The following is a 21784-nucleotide window of genomic DNA, read 5'->3' as shown; positions in this document are numbered from 1 at the left end:
CTTTCGGCGACGTGTACTACGGCTCTGTTGCAGATTTCGACGTTCGACGAATTAACCTTGCAATCATGGCAGCAGCAGGCAAGGTATTTGCAGCCAGGCTGGCCGGCCTGGTTGTCCTCGGTCCGGACGGTGAGTCGATCGGGCGAGTGCGTGATGTCGTGATCACTGTTCGCATCGGGCGCCAGCAACCGCGCGTACTCGGCCTGGTGATCGAAATGTTCACGCGCAAACGTATTTTCGTACCGATGCTGCGCGTTACCGCCATCGAGCCGAGCGCGGTCACGTTAACGACCGGCAACGTCAGTATCCGACGCTTCACGCAGCGGCCCGGCGAAGTGCTGGCGCTCGCCCAGGTGCTCGATTCACATGTGCGCGTTGACGACCCAGAGCTGACCGAGCTTCACGGCGTCGACACGGTGGTGGTCGATCTGGGTATCGAATCGAGACGGACCCGAGACTGGGTGGTCTCGAAAGTGGCGGTCCGTGGCCATCGCGGACGGCTGGGCCGCCGGGCCGCAATCCACGTCGTCGAGTGGCAATACGTTGCGGGATTGACACAGAGCGACCTTTCGTTGCCCGGCCAGGGAGTCGCGCACCTTCTTCTCCAATACGAGGGCATGCGTCCAGCCGACGTCGCCAACGCCATGCGCGAACTCCCGGAGAAGCGTCGACGCGAACTTGCAGCGGCACTCGACGACGAACGTCTCGCCGACGTCGTCCAGGAATTGCCTGCCGACGATCAGACCGATCTCCTCATGCACCTCGAAGTGGAGCGGGCAGCGGATGTCCTCGAGGCGATGGATCCGGACGACGCCGCCGACCTCCTCGGCGAGCTCCCGGAAACCGAAGCCGAATCCCTGCTTCAGTTGATGGATCCGCAGGATTCGGAACCGGTGCGTCGACTCCTCGAACACTCCCCTGACACCGCCGGCGGTCTGATGACCCCGGAACCTGTGGTGCTGACGGCGTCGACGACTGTTGCCGAGGCGCTCGCGCGGGCACGCAACTATGACGTCACACCGGCTCTGTCGAGCATGGTCTTCGTGGTGCGGCCGCCGACCGCAACACCCACCGGACGCTATCTCGGTTGTGTTCACCTGCAGAAATTACTGAGAGAACCGCCGGCCAGCCTGGTCGGCGGACTTCTGGACAGCGACCTGCCCACACTCGGTGCGGACGATTCGTTGGCTGCGGTGACGCGATACTTCGCGACGTACAACCTTGTCTGCGGACCGGTGGTGGACGACCAGAATCACCTGATCGGCGCAGTAACCGTCGACGACGTTCTCGATCATCTCCTCCCCGAAGACTGGCGCGAAGACTACTCGGATGACGAAGGGCTCTTGCGATGAGCGATCGATTCTCGAGCACCTCGGCCCGCCAACGCCTGGAAACCCCTCGCGGGAACCGTCGTTTTCACTTCGACTTCGACGTCGAAGCGGTCGGGCGCGTCAGCGAACGCATTGCGCGATTCCTCGGGACCGGCCGGTACCTGGCGATTCAGACCATCATCGTGATCGTCTGGATTCTGATCAACATCTTCGCTGTGGCCCTGCGATGGGATCCGTATCCGTTCATCCTTCTCAATCTGGCGTTTTCGACCCAGGCTGCGTACGCGGCACCGTTGATCCTGCTGGCGCAGAACAGGCAGGAGAACCGCGACAAGGTTTCACTGGAGGAGGACCGCTCGCGCGCCGAACAGACCAAGGCCGATACCGAGTTCCTCGCCCGGGAACTGGCTGCTCTGCGTATTGCGCTCGGCGAGGTCGCGACCCGCGACTACTTGCGCAGGGAACTCGACGAAATCAAGTCGTTGCTCAGCTCCGATAACGAACCGACACCCAAGAAGAAGCATCGAGAGTCCAGTGCCTCGAAACGCGAGTCTCAATAACTGAGAATTTACTGAGTTTTGGTGCGCACACCGTGACCGATATGTAACGTAAGTCACAGGCGTTTATATATTTGTCGGTGGGTACTCCGGAACCGGGGAACCAGCAAAGGGGAATCGTGCGCGTACGAGGAATGATTGCAGTGTCCACGCTGGTAGGGGGACTGTTGGCGGTCACCGGACCGGCAGCTCTCACTGCAAGTAGCGCGCCCGCAACAGGTTCACAGATACCTATCGCCCTGGCCGGCTCTGCATCGACGAAGCCTGCTCCGCTGCCGGACTTCCTACCGACACCCCGAACCGTGCGCACCCAACGCTCGGCTCCACCCAGTTCAGCGATCACAGGCAGCCCCGGGCAAAACCCTGAAGCGGCCGCGATCGTGCTGACATCGCTCGGCATTCCCGAGATCGTTCTCAATGCGTATCGCTCCGCCGAACTCGTGATGATGACCGAGGCGCCCAAGTGCGGGATCCCCTGGCACCTCCTCGCCGGCATCGGGCGAATCGAGTCCGGCCATGCCAACGGTGGACGGACCAACTCCGTCGGCACAACCCTGACCCCGATCCTCGGGCCGGTCCTGGACGGACGTCTCGCCGGCAACGAGGTCATCACCGACACCGACAAGGGCGCCGTCGACGGCGACCCGACGCACGATCGCGCAGTCGGTCCGATGCAGTTCATTCCAGCGACCTGGAAGGGCTATGCCAGCGACGGCAACGGCGATGGCATAGCTGATCCCAACAACGTGTTCGACGCTGCATTGTCGTCAGCGAAGTACCTCTGCAGCGGCGGACTCGACCTCCGCAATCTCGACCAGGAAACGAAAGCTGTTCTTCGATACAACAATTCCGCTGCGTACGCCGCGAACGTAATCATGTGGTCGACGGCCTACAAGAGTGGCGTCGTTCCGTCCGGACCCCTTCCCTACGTCGGCGGTAACGACACCGGTAATGCGAACACCGGCAGCGCCGGCGGAACTTCCGCGATTCTGGCCGCAGCGGCCGCAGTCGCACCGGACGCAACAGACAAGGACAAAGAGAAGGAAGCCGCGGCCGCCACTACGACGCCGACGACGCCGCCTCTTCTTCCTGGACTTCCGGACATGCCTGCCCTGTCGCCAGAGATTCAGGCACTCGTCCCGCCCGGCCTCCTACCCGGCCCGACCACCGTCCCGAACGCCGCCGTCCGAGGTCCTGTCATCCCGCTCCCGGTCATGACGTCACGCGGCCTCGTCTGGCCCTTCCTGACCGCCGAAGGCTGGCGTTGGCCCGACGACATGTGCACGATTATGGATCCCGCAGCCCTGGCGGCCTTGCCTGTCGGCATCACGCTTCCCTGTGCGGTTCCCACCCCCGACGCTCCGGGACTGACTCAGACGACCGGCAGGACCGCGGAAACGACCACTCCGGAGGCCCCCGTCGCCACGACTCCGGCCGCCGCGCCCGCTCCCGAAGCCGCACCGGTTCCTCCGGCACCCCCTGCGCCTCCGGCACCACTGTTCCCCGGCCTGCCGTTCATGCCGGCCTTCTAGGTAACAAAAAGTAACGAACCCACACCATTGGGCACCGGACTGACCTCGAAGATCACGGTTGAGTAACGGAACTGCAACAAATCAGGTAGCCTCGATTCCGTCAACGAACGGAAAACCCCGAATCCGGGGTTCAGGAGGCGTTAAACAGTGGGTCGGCACAACAAGAAGACAGATTCGCACATCCGTCGCAATTCGGTCATCGCGCTAACCGGACTCATTCCTATCGGATTGGTAACAGCAGCCAACTCTGCCGGCGCCGCACCCGAGATCCCCTTCTTCAACACCAGTGCCGCAAAATCAGCCGAAGCAGCCTCCTCGGCCACGCAGGAACCGCAGGCCCAGATCCTCCCGATCGCGGACTTGGCCGAAACTCCCGTCGCAGCACCGGAGCCTGCTCCGCTAGCGCCGGTCCAGGGAACTCCGCCACTGCCTGCATCCATGGCGGAGGGCGCTCTCGGCATCCCGAGCGTCAGCGTCGCGGCCTACCAGAACGCCGAGCGCATCCTCGCTGTCGAAAACCCCACTTGCAACATGCAGTGGACATTGATGGCCGGTATCGGTCGCGTCGAATCCGGCCACGCTCACGACGGCAAGGATGCCGACGCGAACGGCAATCTCTTCGACCCCGTGATCGGACTGCCCCTCAACGGCAGCCTCCCCGGCCAGGCCGTGATCATGGATACCGACGGCGGCGCACTCGACGGCGACAGTGTCTACGACCGCGCTGTGGGCCCCATGCAGTTCATCCCGTCCACCTGGACGCAGTACGCCGGCGACGGCAACGGTGACGGCATCTCCGATCCGCAGAACCTGTTCGACTCCGCGCTGACCACCGGAAAATACCTGTGCGACGGCGGATTGAACATGCAGGACATCACTCAGGCCGCCAAAGCCATCCACCGCTACAACAACTCCGCGGCATACGTCGCCAACGTCCTGGCCTGGACCGCGGGCTACTCCACTGGCATCGTTCCCGCCGCATCAGACCTGCCTCGCATTCACTGATCCGCAACCCTCGCCTCCTCCTCGTCGAGGTCCTGGACCTACCATGGAGCCATGTCTGTACTGACCGAGTCCGACGTACGCTCCGCGCTCGCGCGAGTTCTCGATCCGGAAATCCGCAAGCCCATCACCGAATTGGGGATGGTCAAAGGCATCACACTCGGTGATGCCAACAGTGTTCACGTCGACATCTACCTCACGACGGCCGGTTGCCCGCTGCGCACCGAGATCACCGAGCGCGTCACCAAGGCTGTCGCCGACGTCGCCGGTGTGGGCGCCATCAGCGTCGAACTCGACGTCATGAACGACACGCAACGCACCGAGCTCCGGAAGTCCCTTCGCGGCGACTCCGCCGAACCGGTGATCCCCTTCGCTCAGCCCGGCTCACTCACTCGCGTGTACGCAGTCGCATCCGGCAAGGGTGGCGTCGGAAAGTCCAGTGTCACAGTCAATCTCGCTGCCGCACTCGCTGCGCGCGGCCTGTCCGTCGGAGTCTTGGACGCCGATATCTACGGGCACTCCATCCCCCGCATGCTCGGCACTGACGCCAAGCCCACTCAGGTCGAGCGCATGATCATGCCGCCCGTCGCCCACGACATCAAGATGATCTCGATTGCGCAGTTCACGCAGGGCAACACCCCCGTCGTCTGGCGTGGACCGATGCTGCACCGCGCGCTGCAGCAATTCCTTGCCGACGTCTTCTGGGGCGACCTCGACATCCTCCTGCTCGACCTGCCGCCGGGAACCGGCGACATCGCGATCTCTGTCGCCCAACTCATTCCGAGCGCCGAGATCCTGGTTGTCACCACCCCCCAGCAGGCAGCCGCCGAGGTCGCCGAGCGCGCCGGCGCCATCGCCCTGCAGACCCGTCAGCGCATCGCCGGCGTCGTCGAGAACATGTCCTGGCTCGAACTTCCCGACGGAACCCGGATGGACGTCTTCGGCGAGGGCGGAGGCCAGACGGTTTCCGATCGCCTCACCAAGGCCGTCGGCGCCAAGGTTCCGCTTCTCGGTCAGATCCCGTTGGACCCGGCGGTCCGCGAAGCCGGTGACGCCGGAACACCGATCGTGCTCAGCGCACCCGACAGTGCAGCGGCAATCGCCCTGAAGGACATCGCAGACAAGTTGGCCGTCCGTCAGCGCGGACTGGCCGGAATGTCGCTGGGTATCAACACCGTTCGCAATATGTAATACGAACGTACCAAAAGTGCCGCCCACCGAAAGGTGGGCGGCACTTTTGTCTGTACAAGCCGGTGGTGTCTGGTCGGAGGCTCCCCACTGTTGACGTAGACGCTGGTACTCCCTGACCCTTCCCGCCACTTCCGGATCATGCGAATCGGTGAGGCCGCGGCAGACCTGAACATTTTAGTGACCGGAGTCCAGAAAGCTGCGTTGGAGGGCCGGTATCCCTTTCGGCGTACAAGTTCAGGCCAACGGGTCTTCGAGCGCGCAGACCTCAGGCGCCTACCTCGGCCGACCTGCACCGGACAACGTTCCGTCCGACAGGCCCGGAATCGTCGCTCGCCACTAGAGGAGTAGATGTTGCCTGCCAGTCCAACCGTCCGCTGTGTACCGGGTTGACACGGATCGCGGTTCTGGTCTGCGGGAAGTACCACGGCGGGGTGGATAAGGCACCGTCCACGCTCGGCGCCGCTGCGATCGCAACCGAAAGCCCGGACGGATTGGTCCGGACTACTGCGGGTGGACGTACGACGACCGGTGCCTCGGCATCAAACCGGCGCGGCTGTAAGTCGAAGGCCAACACCTGCACCGCAAAGCCGCGCGCTTGGCGCAGCTTGCCGTGGCCGCCGCAGTCCGCACGCCGCAAAGCCGTCGACGCGCTGACGCACACAGCCGCCGGGACGGGTGTGACGGTGGTGTCGCTTCCTACCCGGGGTTCGTCGGCGTTGTGTCCGGGTTGCAACGACAAGCTTTCCTGCCCGGGCGGTTACCACAACGCATGGTGCACGCACTGCAAAGTCGGCGGTAATCGTGATCATGTGGCGGGGGTGAACCTGGCGAAACGTGCATTGTTGGGGCGCGGCAAAGCTGTTCACAAGCGCGGACAGAACCCGGAGATCCGCACCGTCGAGCATGCGCCGGTGCGCCGTAGTGTTCCCGCCGCGACAGCGCCAGCGGGGGGCGAATCAGAAAAAGATTGTTCCTGCGCCACAAGCGTCGGTGTGAGACACAGTCAAACCCGCAGCATCGCACGGTGTTACGGGTAGCCGTGAGGTACGTACATTTCCAACGGTTGCTACGTCAGTGGCAGACAGTATGAGATTTACGTAAACGCTAGGTCGCGTCGAGGTCGACTGGCGGGCGCTCGCCAGCAGTGAGCGGCTTGTCCTTGGAGAGTGACATCGGGGGCTGCTGCGTCCCGCTTTGCGGCTTGTCCGCTCCCTGAGACATACGCTCCTGTGCCCCGCTGTGCGGCTTCTTGTCGAAGTTTCCGGTGAAGATGGAATCGTCGCCGTCGAGAAGGTGCTGGGTGATCACAGCGCGCGGTGTCATGCCGCGCAGCTTGTTCAGATCCGCCAGCGGTTTGCGCAGATCCTCGAAGTCCGTTCCCAACTCTTCCTTGAGTTGGTTGGAAGCGCCGGAGGCGTATTCACGCACCTGCCTCAATGACTTGGTTACCCAGGAGACCGCACCCGGAAGCCGCTCAGGTCCCAAGATGACCAGAGCCGCTACGAGGAGGATCATGAACTCGCCCCAACCGATGTTGCCAAACACAGGGTCAGCCTACTGTGTGCTCGCCCGGTTCGTGCGGGTCAGGATCAACTTCACAGCGACCTTGGAGGTTCGATCAGTCGGAAACCGGCGTGACCGATATGTCTACCTGGCGTCCCTCGCGGATCAACTGCACGTTGACGGGTTGTCCGATGGTCGTGGCATTGACCGCCACCACCAGTTCATCGGCACTCGTCACCGGGCGATCCCCGACCTTGACGATGACATCGCCTTCGACAATTCCGGCCCGTTGCGCGGGACTACCGTCACGAACGTTGGCCACGGCCGCACCACTGGTGGCGTCGTTGACCGCGGTGCGCGCGTTGACGCCGATATCGGGGTGATGCACCGAACCGTCACGAATGATGGCCTGAGCCACCGTAGTGACGGTATCGATGGGAATCGCGAAACCCAGCCCCACGGAACCGCCGGACTCACTGAGCATCGCAGTGTTGATACCGATCACCCGAGCCTCGTCGTCGACCAGAGCGCCACCGGAGTTGCCGTGGTTGATGGCCGCGTCCGTCTGAACGGCATCGATGACAGCGTTGGTGTCGGTGCCGTCCCCTGACAAGCGGAGCGGACGGTTCAAGGCGCTGACAATTCCGGAAGTTACCGTCTTGCTCAGCCCGAGCGGTGAACCAACCGCGATGACCTCGTCGCCGACCTGAACGTCGCCGGACTTTCCGAGTTGTGCAACTGTCAGATTGTCTGCCGCCACCTTGAGCACTGCGAGGTCCGTTTTCACGTCACGGCCGACGATCTGAGCATCGGTCTTCGTTCCGTCCGAGAAGATGACCCGGATACGAGCGTTCTGGGCCGGGGGGACAGCTGACGAAATCACGTGGTTGTTGGTGACGATGTATCCGGCTCCGTCAATCACGACGCCTGAACCGGTACTGCCCTGATCGCCCACGGCAACTTGAATCGAGACGACGGACGGCAGCACGGCGTCCGCAACCTTGGCCACCTGTGACTGAGGTTGTTCGCCGCTGCCCGATTGCACCAAGGTGACCCGCTGGCTGGTCAACGCGCCTCGATCAGCGGTGATCACCGTCGCCAGCAATCCACCCACCAATGCGATCACCAGCGCCATTCCGGCAAGAGCAGCCAAGGCCGACGGCGCGACCTTACGGCCGAACAGCACGTCTCTGACATCGAGTTTCGGGGCGGGCGGCAAGATCTCCGGCTGCGTCTGAGCTGCGGGTGACCCCAATGCCACCGACGACGCCGGATCACGCCACGGGTCGCTCGGTCGTTCGTCTTCGGGCTCGCTCGCCGATTCGGCGTCGGGATCCCGGCCGATGGATTCGCTCTCGCCGTCCGGTCGTCCGAAGGCCTCGGCAAGGACTGGGTCCGGTGATCCGACCACCACATCCGGGGCCGGCACACCCCGCACCGACGTCGGCGAGAATGATCCGTCGACGCCACTGGGCCGACCGAAAACTTGGCGGGACGCCGGATCGATCTGCGGCCGGTACACGGGCCGAGGCTCGAGAACGGGCGCATCTGCCGGGCGATCCACCGAACCGTTTGCCAAAGAATCGGTATCCACCCCGGAATGCCCCCGCTGTCCGTCAGTCACACGCTGTCCGTCAGTCACGCGGTCCAGTATCGCTGATCGACGATTGAAAGCTGATGCAGCCGCCCCGAAGAGTTCATTTGCGCCAACGACGGGACAACCGTTTGCCGATAGCACCGAACCCGGCGTCGGCTCCCGGCGCACTTTCGGCGGTGTGGCTGGTGCAGGACGGAATCTGGCTCAACAATCCGACAAGCGAGAGTGGCATAGTCATCTCGCCACTGCGTCGGAGTGCTCCGCGCGCCTGCTGCTGCGCATCGACTGCGCCGGCGCATTCGGGACAGATGGAAATGTGATGGGAGGCCCGGAGGTAGGCCTGCATCCGGAGTTCTCCGTCGACGTAGGCGGCAATTGCCTCACTTGCCAGGTGCTCGGTCGAGCCGAACTGGCGGGGTGCCCGCGTCTCCGTCATTCGTCCCTCCAGATGATCGACCAACTGTCCCTGCCGTCTCACTGCCCGGCCGTCAGACGCCGACGGATTCGGATTCGGCTGCGCGTTGCGCGGCCAGATGATCACGAATCGCCTGGCGTCCACGGTGGATACGGCTACGTACCGTTCCGAGCTTCACTCCCAGTGTGGCACCGATTTCCTCATACGACAGACCTTCGATGTCACAGAGCACAACTGCGGCACGGAAATCCGGCGCCAAGGAGTCCAAAGCAGCCTGGAGATCCGCGTCGAGACGTGCGTCGTGATAGATCTGCTCGGGGTTCGGGCCGGCCGACGGTACGCGGTCGTAGTCCTCCGGAAGTGCTTCCATCCGGATGCGGTTGCGGCGGCGGACCATATCGAGGAACAGATTGGTCGTGATGCGGTGCAACCAACCTTCGAAGGTGCCGGGCTGGTAATCGGAGAGCGAGCGGAACACACGGATGAAGGTGTCCTGCGTCAGATCTTCGGCGTCCTGAGCGTCACCGGACAACCGATACGCAAGCCGGTACACGCGATCACCGTGCTGGCGGACAAGTTCATCCCACGACGGCATCGCGGACTTTTCACCTGTCGCGTCGAAAACAGCAGTACCGATCAATTCGGAATCCACAGCCGATTCCGTCGTCATTACTTCCGACTCTCGAGGGCGAGGCTCGTCGTTGATCTGGAAAATAGGTTGATCCTCCTGCTCGCTCGGGACGGCGCTGTCAGCTCACGTGATGACTGGGACAACCGAACACCGTGGTGTTTTGTTCCCGGAACACCGAATCAGCCGTGCTGTCACCGCCGGTGGTGATCTTCATTTCCGGCGATGTCCCTACCCTCTCGCACCGCGGTGTGCATGCCCTATGAGGAGCCTGAGGGATTGCTGAGAATCCTGCCTCGGCGTTCGCCCTGCACGGACAAGTTGCGCGCCTTGCACAGACAAGGGAAGGCGCCCGATAACCTCATGGTGTGACCCACGCCGAACAGATACTCCGCCACGTCGAGGACGTTGTTTCCGAGGACGAGATTTTGACTGCGGCGCGGAACCGAGCCAACGATCTCGGCGCAGCGCCGGTAGCGCCTGCGGTGGGAGCTGCACTGGCGATGTTCGCACGCATGCTCGGAGCAAAAACAGCGGTCGAGATAGGTACCGGAGCCGGCGTGAGCAGTTTGTGGCTGTTGCACGGCATGCGCGACGACGGGGTCCTGACCACTATCGACAGCGAACCCGAACACCAGCGCGCAGCCAAGGCAACCTTCCGCGAAAGCGGCATTGCACCGGCCCGCACTCGCCTGATCAACGGCGACGCGCTCGACGTGCTGCCGCGTCTGGCCGACGGCGGCTACGACCTGGTCTTCGTCGACTGCGAGCCCGTTGACCACCCGCATTACGTTCGCGAAGGTGTCCGGTTGCTTCGTCCCGGCGGAGTGATCGTTCTCCACAACGCCTTGGCCGGTGGCCGGGTCGCGGACCCTTCGGCCCGCGACGCAGCCACCGTGGCCGTCCGCGAAGCAGCAAAAGCTGTTGCGGACGACACACGTCTCATCCGTGTTCTCTTGCCGTTGGGCGAGGGGCTCCTGTGTGCAAGCAAGATCTAGGTGCACGCAAGATCTAGCTAGATCCACACACCCTTGCCGATGGCGACGACGCCACCCTGACTGATCGCGAATCGTTCCCGATCTCGTTCGAGGTCGACACCGATGATCTCGCCGGGACCCACAACCACGTTCTTGTCGAGGATGGCTCGACGAACGACGGCTCCCTTTCCGATGCGCACACCCGGCATCAGAACACTGCCCTCGACAGTCGCCCCGTCCTCGATCATCACGTTGGAACTGAGAACCGAGTTACGCACGGTGGCAGCCGAGAGAATCGATCCGGCGCCGACGATCGACTCCTGGGCCAGTCCGCCCTTGACGAACTTGGCCGGTGCCAGGTTCTCGGTGGCGCCGCGGATAGGCCAGCGCCGGTTGTAGAGGTTGAAGATCGGATGCACCGACACCAGGTCCATGTGCGCGTCGTAGAAAGCGTCGAGGGTACCGACGTCACGCCAGTAGCCACGGTCACGGTCGGTGGCGCCGGGGACGATGTTGTCCTTGAAGTCGTACACCGAAGCTTCACCGGCGGCGACCAGAGCTGGGATGATGTCTCCGCCCATGTCGTGATCCGAATCGGAGTTCTCCGAGTCCGCACGGATAGCGTCGACGAGCACCTTGGTGGTGAACACATAGTTACCCATGGATGCGAAGGTGGAATTGGGGTCGTCCGGGGTGCCGGGCGGATGAGCCGGCTTCTCGAGGAACTGGGTGATGCGTCCGGACTCGTCACTGTCGATGCACCCGAAAGCGAATGCCTCGCTACGCGGCACCCGAATACCGGCGACCGTCACACCGGCACCGGAATCGATGTGATGCTGCACCATCTGTTCGGGGTCCATGCGGTACACGTGGTCGGCACCGAACACCACGATGTACTCGGGGTCCTCGTCGTAAACCAGGTTGAGCGACTGCAGAATTGCGTCGGCGCTACCGGTGTACCAGCGCGGCCCGAGCCGCTGCTGCGCTGGGACGGGAGTGATGTATTCGCCCGCGAATCCGGACAGCCTCCAGGTCTGAGATATATGTCGGTCGAGTGAATGCGACTTGTATTGCGTGAGCACACAGAGACGCAGATAGCCTGCGTTCACCAAGTTGCTCAGCACGAAGTCGATCAGTCGATAGGCGCCGCCGAACGGCACCGCGGGTTTCGCTCTATCCGCCGTCAGCGGATAGAGACGTTTGCCCTCGCCTCCGGCGAGCACGATTCCAAGCACATGCGGCTGGCTTCTCACACCGTTAACCTATCCGCACTGCACAACTCCCGCTAGCGATGGCACCCGCGACACCCGCAAGAACGCCGATCGGTAGCCGGATCGACCACGGGCGGTTAGGTTTAGCCCGTGCGAGTCGCGATGATGACCAAGGAATATCCGCCGGAGATCTACGGCGGCGCAGGAGTACACGTCACCGAGCTCGTCGCTCAGATGAAGCGACTCGTCGACGTCGACGTCCACTGCATGGGAATTCCCCGCGACGATGCGATAGTCCACTCCCCCGATCCCGCGTTGGCCGGCGCCAACCCCACGTTGACGACGCTCTCCGCCGAGCTTCGGATGGCCGCTGCGGCAAGCGGAGTCGACATCGTTCACTCGCACACCTGGTACACCGGATTGGCCGGGCACCTGGCGTCGGCGCTCTACGACGTACCGCATATCTTGACCGCACACTCCCTCGAACCGCGACGTCCGTGGAAGGCCGAGCAGTTGGGCGGCGGGTATCGCGTCTCGTCGTGGTCCGAACGCACGGCAATCGAGAACGCTGACGCCGTCATCGCGGTCAGTTCCGGCATGCGCCTCGATGTGCTCGACGCCTATCCGTCGCTGGACCCGAGCCGTATTCATGTGGTCCGCAACGGAATCGACACGACGGTATGGCGTCCTGGCCCGGCTGCGGCGGCCTCCCGGTCTGCCCTGGCTACCATCGGCGTCGACACCGAGCAGCCCATCGTCGCGTTTGTCGGGCGCATCACGAGACAGAAGGGTGTCGGGCATCTGATTGCCGCGGCGCACGATTTTGATCCGTCGATCCAACTCGTCCTGTGTGCAGGGGCTCCCGATACTCCGGAGATTGCAGCCGAGACGGCGCAGGCAGTAGCGGACCTCGCCGCTCATCGCGGCAACGTGTTCTGGGTCCGCGAAATGCTTCCCACCGAACAGATCCGGGAAATACTGTCGGCCGCAACGGTTTTTGTCTGCCCTTCCGTCTACGAACCGTTGGGAATCGTCAATCTCGAAGCCATGGCCTGCGAAACCGCAGTTGTCGCTTCAGATGTGGGCGGTATCCCCGAGGTGGTCGACGACGGAGTGACCGGGCGCCTCGTCCACTACAACTCCTACGAGCCCAAGGCTTTCGAGGAGTCGCTGGCCGCCACGGTAAACGCTGTTGTCGCTGATCGAATCGGCGCCGACGCCATGGGCCGGGCGGGCCGCGTCCGAGCGATCAACGAATTCTCGTGGGCCGAAATCGCCAAACGGACCTTGGATGTCTACGACGATGCGATCAAGCGCCGCTGTTGATCTTTCGGTACGTGGAGATTGTTGCCGACGCGGTGATCGGGGTGCGCTCGGGTAGTTGTTCCACCGCGGCCGCAAGCTGACTTGTCGACAGGTGTCTCGCCGACGGACCCATCCCCACCAGATCGAGAACCTCGGAATGGGTGAGGTTCAACGCGTACTCGACGTCCTCGGAATGTTCACGCTCGAACAGTCCGGCCATCGAGGACCCGAGCCGTTCTACCTTCTTGTCGTCGACCCGAACCATGCCGAGCAACTCCACCAGCTCGCGCAGATGCCGATCCGTGGGCGTGAGAACCACCAGGGAACCGTCATCAGCCAAGATGCGATGGGATTCACCGCCGTTGCGTGGAGCGAACACGCAGAGCACGTGAGAGAGCGACCCGTCGCGTATCGGCAACGGCTGCCACACATCTGCGACGATCGAACCGATGCGATCATGAACTTTGGCAGCTCGACGTGCCGCGAATTTCGATACGTCGAGGGCGATTCCCCGCGACTCGGGGAGTCCCCTGATCACGTGTTCGAGATATTGTCCTGTACCGGAACCAATTTCGACGATTCGAGCAGGACCACTGCCGGCTACACCGGCGCACGCTGACGCTACGCCGTCCATCAGCGGCTTGAAGTGCCCGCTACCGAGCAGTCTGGACCGCGCGGCAATCATCTCCGCGCTGTCGCCGGTAAATTTGGTGGACCCACCACTGATCAGCGAGACGTAGCCCTGTCGGGCGACATCGAATCGGTGTCCCCGCGCGCATTCCGCAGCGCCGTCAACCAGATCCAGTTCGGAGCGGCATTGCGGACACGCCAGTAGATCGATCACTTCGGCAAGCATTGGTCCTCGTCCCACATATCCGTTACACACACCGCAGGCACACACACTTCAGGCCCCGCACCGAAGATCGGTTACGGAGCCTGGGTGCACTCTTCTACCTGGACCCGACTAGCTGGTGACGTTCGTGAGTTCCACACCGAGCGCAGCAGCTTCATCCGGGGTCAGCTCGACGACAAGGCGTCCGCCACCCTCGAGTGGGACCCGCATGACGATTCCTCGTCCCTCTTTGGTTGCTTCGAGGGGACCGTCCCCGGTCCGGGGCTTCATGGCCGCCATCCTCTGCTCCCTCCAGATCTGCGCTGCACTGCACTGCGCGTCGACAAACGGTGTGCCCCGCCAACGATCAGCGAGGCTCGTAGCCTCCATTGTTCCCTATCGGCTCGGGAACCGGGAATTTGAGTCGCATTTACGGGTGTTCCGGCTACCTTCCGGGCAGTATCGGAACCCAACAATCGGCAACATGATCGTCCACCATGCCGGTGGCCTGCATGAGCGCATAAGCCGTGGTAGGACCGATAAACTTGAACCCGAGACGTTTGAGTTCCTTGGCCATCGCAGTCGATTCCGGGGTTACTGCCGGGACGTCGGCAATTGATGTAAGCCGCGCGGTGCGTCGCGGCGGTGCAAACGACCAGAGCGACGAATCGAGGTCCAATTCCGGAGAATTCACGAGTAGTCGAGCATTGGAAATCGTCGCTTCGATTTTTGACCTGTTGCGGACGATCGACGCGTCCCCGAGTAACCGATCCACGTCGGCAGCGCCGTACTCTGCAATTTTCTCCGGATCGAAACCGTCGAATGCAGCTCGGAAAGCCTCACGTTTACGCAAAATCGTGATCCACGAGAGCCCGGATTGGAAAGCTTCGAGTGCCAGCCGCTCGAACAGTGCGTCACGTCCGTGAAGGGGCTGTCCCCATTCGTGGTCGTGGTAGTCCCGATAGAGGGTGTCGTCGGCGCTCGACGTCACCCAGCCGCATCGAATCAGTCCGTCAGTCACCTGCTGGACGCTCACTCACCGGGGCCGGTTCCGATTCGGCAAGCATCTCGGGTTCGGTCAGGGCCTCTTCGCCCGGCCCTGAATCCCGCTGCTCCAATTGCGCACGGAGATAATCGATTTCCATTCCGAGTCGATGCAGAGCCCAGTCAACTTCACTGGCCTTGTAGCCACGCAGAACCTGCTGGAATCGCAGCGCGTCGACGTCTGCACCCGTCACACCTTCGGCAGGCAGAACGGTCGCGGTGGTCCCCGAGGGAAGCGGCGGCAGTTCTTCCGAGCGCCCGAAAACAGCACTCGCAGCGAGGAAGATCGCCCCACCGACAAGCGCCATGACAATCAGGTACAGGAGGATCGTCAGCATGCCCCGATACTCCCATACCGATGCCCGACCGGTCAGACCCCCGCGCTGCGAATAATCGAATTCATCGGCGGCCGATCGAGCAGCGACACCTCGGTGGTCTCCGACACGAACGAATCACCGTCGACAAGAAACTGCGTCAGCCCGGCACCGGAATCGTCGATGCCACATCTGCGCAGCATCGTCCCGATGATCTGACGGCTCATCACGCCCAACTCGCCGAGCGGCCGGTTGCGATGCTTACGCACCCCGAGATTGACCTGACCGATCGCGCCGAGCCCCAACGAATCGTAGGTGTCGAGGAGCAGGCCGATCTCGACGCCGTATCCGGCCGCGAAGGGCACGGCGGACAACAGTTCCCGGGTTCCGGCATACTCACCGCCCAGCGGCTGCAGTACTGCCGTGAGCTCGGGTCGCAGTGCCGCCAACATCGGCCGCGCCACCAACTCGGTAACCCGTCCACCGCCATTGGCATCCTCGGTCCCACTGACACGCAACGGGCGGCGGTAATACCCCTTCACGAGGTGAATGCCGTCCACGGTCAGCAAGGGACCCAACAACTTCGGAACAAACGCCGGATCCGGGTTGATCAGATCGGAGTCCACGAAGGCGATCAGATCACCCGTCGTCGCCGCGATCGACCTCCACAGAACCTCACCTTTACCGGCTGCCGGTGGGAGCGACGGGACAGCGCTCTCGCGACTGATCACGCGCGCGCCGGCAGCGCGTGCCCGCTTCGCGGTGCGATCGGTGGATCCGGAATCGAGCACGATCAGTTCATCCACCAAACCGCCGAGCAACGGATGAATAGTGTCGACCACCGATGCGACGGTCTTCTCTTCGTTGAGTGCGGGCAGCACCACCGAAATGGTGCGGCCGGCTTTCGCTTGTTCGAGTTCCTCGACCGTCCACGTCGGGTGATCCCAACTGTTGGCTTCGGACCAGATGCGAGTGGGATCGGTTGCGGGGCGAGCGCCGACGATACTCATGCCAGCCCCCGAACAGTCCGAACCGGAGCACGTCGACCCTGAATCGCCGCCACCATGTCGACCACCCGGCGAGTAGATGCCACCTCATGGACCCGGAACACTCGGGCGCCGCCCGCCGCGGCCATTGCTGTCGCTGCCAATGTTCCCTCCAACCTCTCGGAAAGCTCCACACCAAGAGTCTCCCCGATGAAGTCCTTATTGCTCAGTGCCATCAGCACTGGCCACCCGGTGTTTACAAGAACGTCCACTTTTCGCAACAACTCGAGCCCGTGGAAGGTGTTCTTGCCGAAATCATGGGTGGGATCGATCAGAATTGCGTCGCGCGGAACGCCCAGGGCGACGGCTCGCTGCGCAGCCGAGACAACTTCGTTCACGACATCGGCGACAACATCGGCGTAACGGACGCGGTGCGGACGTGTGCGCGGAACGGCTCCCCCGGTATGCGAGCAGACAATTCCCGCCCCGGTTTCGGCGGCGACCATCACCAACTCGGGATCGGCGCCGGCCCAGGTGTCGTTGATCAGATCAGCACCTTCCTGGCGAGCAAGAAGCGCGACGTCACTTCGCCAGGTGTCGATGCTGATCAGCATGTCCGGGTACTTGGCGCGGATCGCGGCCACGAAGGGCACCACTCGACGGATTTCCTCGTCCGTATCCACCAGATCACCCGGTCCGGCTTTCACGCCGCCGATGTCCACCAGGTCGGCGCCCTCGTCCACAGCGCGGTCCACCGCCGCCATCGCGGCGGAATCCGAGAACGTTGCGCCCTGGTCGTAGAACGAGTCGGGTGTTCGGTTGACGATCGCCATGACCAACGCACGATCGACCGCGACGAGGCGCCCACACAATGTGGGCGCCGGCTCTGGCTGCGCGGGTGAACCGGCGAATGAAGACATGCCGTTCATACTGGCATGACAGATAGGCGTCTAGCCCTTGGGGATCGCACCGGCTGCGACCTCGCCGACGTAACCGTCGTACGAACCCCCGTAGCCATTCGCACGGCCTGTGAGAACGTACAGGCTGTCCACGCCGACGTCGTATCCGTCGTTGCGTAGTTCCACCTTGCGCGACTTGAACGTGCTGGTGTGTTCGAGAGAGTCGACGATGCGAATGAACAACGGAACGGCGTAGCCGGGGAGCTTTCCGTACAGGTGAGCCGCGATGTTGCTGCCGTCGACGGCGTGACCGTCACGCAACTTCACTGCTGCCATACCGGCGCGGCCGTCGGTCCCCGGGATTTCGACGCCGTAGACAACGGCTTCCTCGATCGCGGGATGTGAACTGAGTGCGCCCTCGACCTCGGTGGTCGCGACGTTCTCACCCTTCCACCGGAAGGTGTCGCCGAGTCGGTCGACGAAGGCCACGTGCCCCCAACCCTGCTTTCGCACGAGGTCACCGGTGTCGAACCAGGTGTCGCCGTCCGTGAAACCGTCCCGGACCAACTTGCTGTTGCTCGCGGCCTCGTCGGTGTATCCGTCGAAAGGCGCACGATCGGTGATCTTGGAGAGCAGCAGGCCGACGGATCCCGTCGGCACCTTGCGCAACCGCCCGCCCGGACCGCGCAGAGCCTTCCCGGTTTCTTCGTCGAATTCGACGACGGCGTGTGGCAGCGGGCAGATTCCGGCGGTCTTGTCGACGTTGAGTGCGTTGACAAACGCGATGTTGCATTCACTGGCGCCGTAGAACTCGGCTACTCGCTTGATGCCGAAGCGTTCGGTGAATTCTGCCCAGATTTCGGGTCGCAACCCGTTTCCGACCATGAGACGGACGGCGTTGTCGCGGTCCGTGGGCTTCTCGGGCTGATTGAGCAGGTAGCGACACAGTTCGCCGATGTAGGCGAAAGCTGTTGCCTTGTTCAGGGAGATGTCGTCCCAGAATCGCGACGCCGAAAACTGCCGTCCGATGGCGAGCGTTGCCCCTGACGCCAGCACCGACGACAGCGACACCGTCAAGGCATTGTTGTGATAGAGCGGCAGGCAGCAGTACAGGGTGTCCGAACTGCGCAAACGAACGCCCATGAGTCCGAGACCGGACATCGACTTGAGCCAGCGGAAGTGAGTCATCAAGCTGGCCTTGGGCATTCCGGTAGTGCCGGAGGTAAAGATGTAGAACGCCTTTTCCTTCGCGAGGATTTCGGCCGTCACCGCCGGGTTTTTCGCATCAGCCGTCTTCGCAAGTTCTTCGAGTTCGCTGTAGAGAAGTTGCTGCGGCGCGACATAACCGTCAGGCAGGGTTTCGAGCGACTCTTCACACTCGTCGGCCACTACCAGCACGCGGGCGTCGATCAGCGTAAGACTGTGCGCGAGAACATCATCGCGCTGGTTGTAATTCAGCATGCCCGCGGCCGCACCGAGTTTGACTGCAGCCAAAGCGATCAACAGCGAGTCGGGCGTGTTCTTTCCCAGGATGGCAACAACGTCACCGCGCTGGACTCCCCGGCCGCGCAGGACGTCGGCGTAGCGATTGACCTTTGCGTTGGCGTCGGCGTAACTGGTTGCGCGGCCTTCGAACCGGATGAATGGCCGCGACGGATGAGCCTGAGCATTCTTCTGAAAGATCAGTCCGATGGATTCTGCGGCGGAGGGCTTGCGGGTCAGGCCCGCCGCGCCCTGCAAAAGGATGGGCACTTCGGTGATCATCGCCGGCAGTTTTGCCGCGAGATCCAGTAAACCGATAGTCGTGCGGGCTTCCGAACTCATGTTTCCCCAATCACGTATCCGGCAACTGCGCCGTCGCCTCGGGCCACCTTACTTCACAGTAAGGTGGCCCGTCACGCACTTGTTCAGGCGCTCACGCACGCATCCAGCGCAGCCTCCACATCGACCCTGACCAGCAGTGTGTCCAGAGCCTTACGGCCGACAAAGCCCGTGCCGTCCAACTTGTTCAACCACTCGAGCAGTCCCGTGTAATGCCCGACCGGGTCCAGAAGGACCACTGGCTTGCTGTGCATTCCGAGGTAGCCGGCGGTCCACGTCTCGAACAATTCTTCCAATGTCCCGATACCGCCGGGCAACGTGATGAACGCGTCCGCGTTATCTTCCATCAACTGCTTGCGTTGACGCATCGTGTCGGTGACGATCAGCTCGTCGGCATCGACGTCCGCAACTTCCTTGTGCACCAAGGCCTTCGGAATAACTCCGATGGTCCACGCCCCCGCCGCCCGTGCCGACTCGGCCACAGCGCCCATCATCGAGACGTTTCCGCCGCCCGAGACCAACTGCCACCCGCGTCGACCGATCGCGGTGCCCACCTCGGTAGCCAGAGCCAGGAACGACTCGTCCACCGGACCCGACGCGCAGTAGACGCACACCGAAAATTTCTTGCCCTCGCGACTATCGGTCACCATTCTTCTTCTTTCCCCAGATCTGCTGCCTCGTCGACGCCCTTGTTCGCGTCGACAACAATTCGGACTGCTTCTTCGACACTGTCGGTGACGTGCAGCAAGTGTGCATCGCCCGCCGAGATCTTTCCTTCACGCTCGAGGGTGCCCTGGATCCACTCCACCAGCCCGGACCAGTACTCGGTACCGAACAGAATGATCGGAAAGCGCGTGACCTTGTGCGTCTGGACCAGAGTGAGCGCCTCGAACAACTCGTCGAGCGTTCCGAACCCGCCCGGTAGGCAGATGAAGGCCTGCGAGTACTTCACGAACATCGTCTTGCGCGCAAAGAAGTACCGGAAGTTGATACCGAGATCGACCCACTCGTTGAGCCCCTGCTCGAACGGCAACTCGATGCCGAGTCCGATCGAGTAACCGCCTGCTTCGCTGCAACCACGGTTGGCAGCTTCCATGACGCCGGGGCCACCGCCGGTGATAACCGCAAAGCCCTCCTTTGCCAGGGCAGTTCCGAGCTCACGGCCAGCCAGGTACTCGGGATGGTCGACCGGAGTGCGGGCCGAACCGAAGACGGTCACCGCACGAGGCACCTCGGCGAGCGCACCGAATCCTTCGACGAATTCACTTTGGATGCGCAGAACCCGCCACGGATCGGTATGCACCCAGTCCGTCGGCCCCCGCGAGTCCAGCAACCGCTGGTCGGTGGTGGTCGACTCGTCCTTGCGTTTACGACGCAGCTGAACCGGTCCGCGATGCTTGATCGACGAGGTCTGCTTCTTGGAGGCTGAACTCTTCTCAGGTGCCATGCACGCAAGGCTAACGGCTAGGCCGACAAGTACTTCCTCAATACGGCCGCGACGTCGGTGATCTGCTGGACCGGGACGTGCTCGTCACGCTTGTGCGCGAGGTTGGGATCACCGGGGCCGTAGTTGACGGCCGGAATACCGAGTGCCGAGAATCTGGAGACATCGGTCCAGCCGTACTTGGCCCGGAACTGGCCGCCGGCAGCTTCGATCAGTGCAGCAGCCGACGGGTTCGCCAGCCCCGGCAGGGCGCCGGGAGACGAGTCCGTGACCTCGAAACCGAGACCCAATCCGTCGAATACTTCCCATACGTGGGCCTCCGCCTGTTCCTGACTACGGTCGGGAGCGAAACGGAAATTGACGTCCATCTCGGCCTCGTCAGGCACCACGTTTCCGGCGACGCCCCCCGAGATCCGCACAGCTGACAAGCCTTCGCGGTAGCCGCAACCGTCGATGTCAACCGAGCGCGGCTGGTACGCGGACAAGCGTTCGAGAGCAGCACCGAACTTGTGGATGGCGTTGTCCCCCAGCCAAGACCTCGCCGAATGCGCCCGGGTGCCGGATGCGCTCAAGCGCACTCGCATGGTTCCCTGGCACCCGGCTTCGATGAACCCGGCCGTCGGCTCGCCCAGGATCGCGACGTCCGCCGCAAGCCACTCGGGAATCTCACGTTCGATCCGGCCCAGTCCGTTGAAGGTGGCGGCAATTTCTTCGCAGTCGTAGAAGACCAACGTCAGGTCGTGTGCCAGGTTCTCGATGGTGGCGGCTAGGTGTAGGAACACCGCGTCGCCGGACTTCATGTCCACTGTGCCGCAGCCGTGCAGGATGTCGCCCTCCCGACGCGAAGGAACGTTGTCGGCGATCGGAACCGTATCGAGGTGCCCCGCCAACATGACCCGACTCGGCAATCCGAGGGACGTCCGAGCCAGCACCGCATTGCCGTTACGAATGATCTCGAAGCCGGTGGTCTGCTCACGCAACGCATCCTCGACAGCCTGCGCAATGGCAGATTCGTCGTGGGAAACGCTGGGAATGTCGACCAGTGCAGCCGTCAGGTCGATGGGGTCCGAGGCAAGATCGAGGATGCTCACACGCACCAGAATAGGCCGCTGGCCACGTCACCCAGTAATCTCTAGTTCTGTGAGCGCACAGGGAGCAACAGCAGTAGGTATCGCCAACGTGACCGCGGACGGAA

24 protein-coding genes are annotated in these 21784 nt (G+C 62.8%); 8 read left to right on the top strand and 16 right to left on the bottom strand.

Annotation, left to right across the window (positions count from 1 at the left end; all coding sequences use genetic code 11):
• The first annotated feature begins 65 nt into the window (after positions 1-65).
• From QM600_RS10735 to QM600_RS10715, 5 genes are all read left to right on the top strand, one after another.
• Positions 66-1352: a magnesium transporter MgtE N-terminal domain-containing protein gene (locus QM600_RS10735; RefSeq protein WP_283261442.1), complete on the top strand. Its 1287-nt coding sequence runs from the start codon at positions 66-68 to the stop codon at positions 1350-1352.
• Entirely contained in the window at positions 1349-1891 is a 543-nt protein-coding gene (locus tag QM600_RS10730) for a DUF1003 domain-containing protein (protein WP_283261441.1), read from the top strand. Before QM600_RS10735 ends, QM600_RS10730 begins: the two co-directional genes overlap by 4 nt.
• 131 nt (positions 1892-2022) lie before the next feature.
• Positions 2023-3420, top strand: a complete 1398-nt coding sequence (locus QM600_RS10725) for a lytic transglycosylase domain-containing protein (protein WP_502942935.1) — start codon at positions 2023-2025, stop codon at positions 3418-3420.
• A 147-nt stretch (positions 3421-3567) separates the two neighbouring features.
• Positions 3568-4425: a lytic transglycosylase domain-containing protein gene (locus QM600_RS10720; protein ID WP_283261439.1), complete on the top strand. Its 858-nt coding sequence runs from the start codon at positions 3568-3570 to the stop codon at positions 4423-4425.
• A gap of 51 nt (positions 4426-4476) precedes the next feature.
• Positions 4477-5613: an Mrp/NBP35 family ATP-binding protein gene (locus tag QM600_RS10715; protein ID WP_094274250.1), complete on the top strand. Its 1137-nt coding sequence runs from the start codon at positions 4477-4479 to the stop codon at positions 5611-5613.
• 265 nt (positions 5614-5878) lie between these two features.
• On the opposite strand, the gene QM600_RS10710 is transcribed toward QM600_RS10715, so the two are convergent.
• Positions 5879-6352: a hypothetical protein gene (locus tag QM600_RS10710; RefSeq protein ID WP_283261514.1), complete on the bottom strand. Its 474-nt coding sequence runs from the start codon at positions 6350-6352 to the stop codon at positions 5879-5881.
• On the opposite strand from QM600_RS10710, the gene QM600_RS10705 reads away from it, so the two are divergent.
• The gene (locus QM600_RS10705) at positions 6291-6650 is read left to right on the top strand and encodes a hypothetical protein (protein WP_349307256.1); all 360 of its coding nucleotides are present in this window, start codon (positions 6291-6293) and stop codon (positions 6648-6650) included. The two genes, QM600_RS10710 and QM600_RS10705, sit on opposite strands and share 62 nt — an antisense overlap.
• Before the next feature lie 67 nt (positions 6651-6717).
• Here QM600_RS10705 and tatB read toward each other — a convergent pair whose 3' ends face one another.
• The 4 genes from tatB to sigE form a co-directional block, all read right to left on the bottom strand.
• Entirely contained in the window at positions 6718-7158 is a 441-nt protein-coding gene (tatB, locus tag QM600_RS10700) for a Sec-independent protein translocase protein TatB (RefSeq protein ID WP_283261438.1), read from the bottom strand.
• 73 nt (positions 7159-7231) lie between these two features.
• Positions 7232-8710 carry a S1C family serine protease gene (locus tag QM600_RS10695; RefSeq protein ID WP_283261507.1) on the bottom strand — a complete coding sequence of 493 codons (1479 nt, stop codon included), beginning with the start codon at positions 8708-8710 and terminating at the stop codon, positions 7232-7234.
• A 103-nt stretch (positions 8711-8813) separates the two neighbouring features.
• Positions 8814-9149: an anti-sigma factor gene (locus QM600_RS10690; protein WP_283261437.1), complete on the bottom strand. Its 336-nt coding sequence runs from the start codon at positions 9147-9149 to the stop codon at positions 8814-8816.
• Positions 9150-9201: 52 nt separating this feature from the next.
• Positions 9202-9798 carry an RNA polymerase sigma factor SigE gene (gene sigE, locus QM600_RS10685; protein ID WP_094274252.1) on the bottom strand — a complete coding sequence of 199 codons (597 nt, stop codon included), beginning with the start codon at positions 9796-9798 and terminating at the stop codon, positions 9202-9204.
• Positions 9799-10124: 326 nt separating this feature from the next.
• On the opposite strand from sigE, the gene QM600_RS10680 reads away from it, so the two are divergent.
• A complete protein-coding gene (locus QM600_RS10680) occupies positions 10125-10754 on the top strand; it encodes an O-methyltransferase (protein WP_283261436.1) in 630 nt (209 codons plus the stop codon).
• A gap of 17 nt (positions 10755-10771) precedes the next feature.
• On the opposite strand, the gene glgC is transcribed toward QM600_RS10680, so the two are convergent.
• On the bottom strand, positions 10772-11986 hold the full coding sequence (gene glgC, locus QM600_RS10675) for a glucose-1-phosphate adenylyltransferase (protein WP_094274254.1): 1215 nt from the start codon (positions 11984-11986) through the stop codon (positions 10772-10774).
• A gap of 108 nt (positions 11987-12094) precedes the next feature.
• Between glgC and glgA the strand changes: the two genes are divergently transcribed.
• Positions 12095-13270, top strand: coding sequence for a glycogen synthase (gene glgA / locus QM600_RS10670; protein WP_283261435.1), 1176 nt, complete (start codon positions 12095-12097; stop codon positions 13268-13270).
• Here glgA and QM600_RS10665 read toward each other — a convergent pair.
• From QM600_RS10665 to dapE, 10 genes are all read right to left on the bottom strand, one after another.
• Entirely contained in the window at positions 13254-14105 is an 852-nt protein-coding gene (locus QM600_RS10665) for a putative RNA methyltransferase (protein WP_283261434.1), read from the bottom strand. The two genes, glgA and QM600_RS10665, sit on opposite strands and share 17 nt — an antisense overlap.
• Before the next feature lie 108 nt (positions 14106-14213).
• The gene (locus QM600_RS10660) at positions 14214-14381 is read right to left on the bottom strand and encodes a DUF3117 domain-containing protein (RefSeq protein WP_003945169.1); all 168 of its coding nucleotides are present in this window, start codon (positions 14379-14381) and stop codon (positions 14214-14216) included.
• A gap of 145 nt (positions 14382-14526) precedes the next feature.
• The gene (locus QM600_RS10655; protein ID WP_283261433.1) at positions 14527-15102 is read right to left on the bottom strand and encodes a DNA-3-methyladenine glycosylase I; all 576 of its coding nucleotides are present in this window, start codon (positions 15100-15102) and stop codon (positions 14527-14529) included.
• Positions 15095-15463, bottom strand: a complete 369-nt coding sequence (locus QM600_RS10650) for a DivIVA domain-containing protein (protein WP_283261432.1) — start codon at positions 15461-15463, stop codon at positions 15095-15097. The genes QM600_RS10655 and QM600_RS10650 overlap by 8 nt, the downstream gene beginning before the upstream one ends.
• Positions 15464-15495: 32 nt before the next feature.
• Positions 15496-16449: a glucosyl-3-phosphoglycerate synthase gene (locus QM600_RS10645; protein ID WP_283261431.1), complete on the bottom strand. Its 954-nt coding sequence runs from the start codon at positions 16447-16449 to the stop codon at positions 15496-15498.
• Entirely contained in the window at positions 16446-17345 is a 900-nt protein-coding gene (gene folP, locus QM600_RS10640) for a dihydropteroate synthase (protein ID WP_283261430.1), read from the bottom strand. Before folP ends, QM600_RS10645 begins: the two co-directional genes overlap by 4 nt.
• Positions 17346-17375: 30 nt before the next feature.
• Positions 17376-19148: a long-chain-acyl-CoA synthetase gene (locus QM600_RS10635; RefSeq protein ID WP_283261429.1), complete on the bottom strand. Its 1773-nt coding sequence runs from the start codon at positions 19146-19148 to the stop codon at positions 17376-17378.
• A gap of 83 nt (positions 19149-19231) precedes the next feature.
• Entirely contained in the window at positions 19232-19795 is a 564-nt protein-coding gene (locus QM600_RS10630; protein ID WP_283261428.1) for an LOG family protein, read from the bottom strand.
• Entirely contained in the window at positions 19789-20592 is an 804-nt protein-coding gene (locus QM600_RS10625; RefSeq protein ID WP_283261427.1) for an LOG family protein, read from the bottom strand. The genes QM600_RS10630 and QM600_RS10625 overlap by 7 nt, the downstream gene beginning before the upstream one ends.
• A 17-nt stretch (positions 20593-20609) precedes the next feature.
• Positions 20610-21680: a succinyl-diaminopimelate desuccinylase gene (gene dapE / locus QM600_RS10620; protein ID WP_283261426.1), complete on the bottom strand. Its 1071-nt coding sequence runs from the start codon at positions 21678-21680 to the stop codon at positions 20610-20612.
• Between the last annotated feature and the right edge of the window lie 104 nt (positions 21681-21784).

The sequence above is a fragment of the Rhodococcus sp. IEGM 1379 genome, assembly GCF_030056815.1.
Lineage (GTDB): Bacteria > Actinomycetota > Actinomycetes > Mycobacteriales > Mycobacteriaceae > Rhodococcus_F.
This window is presented reverse-complemented; position numbering and strand designations above follow the sequence as displayed.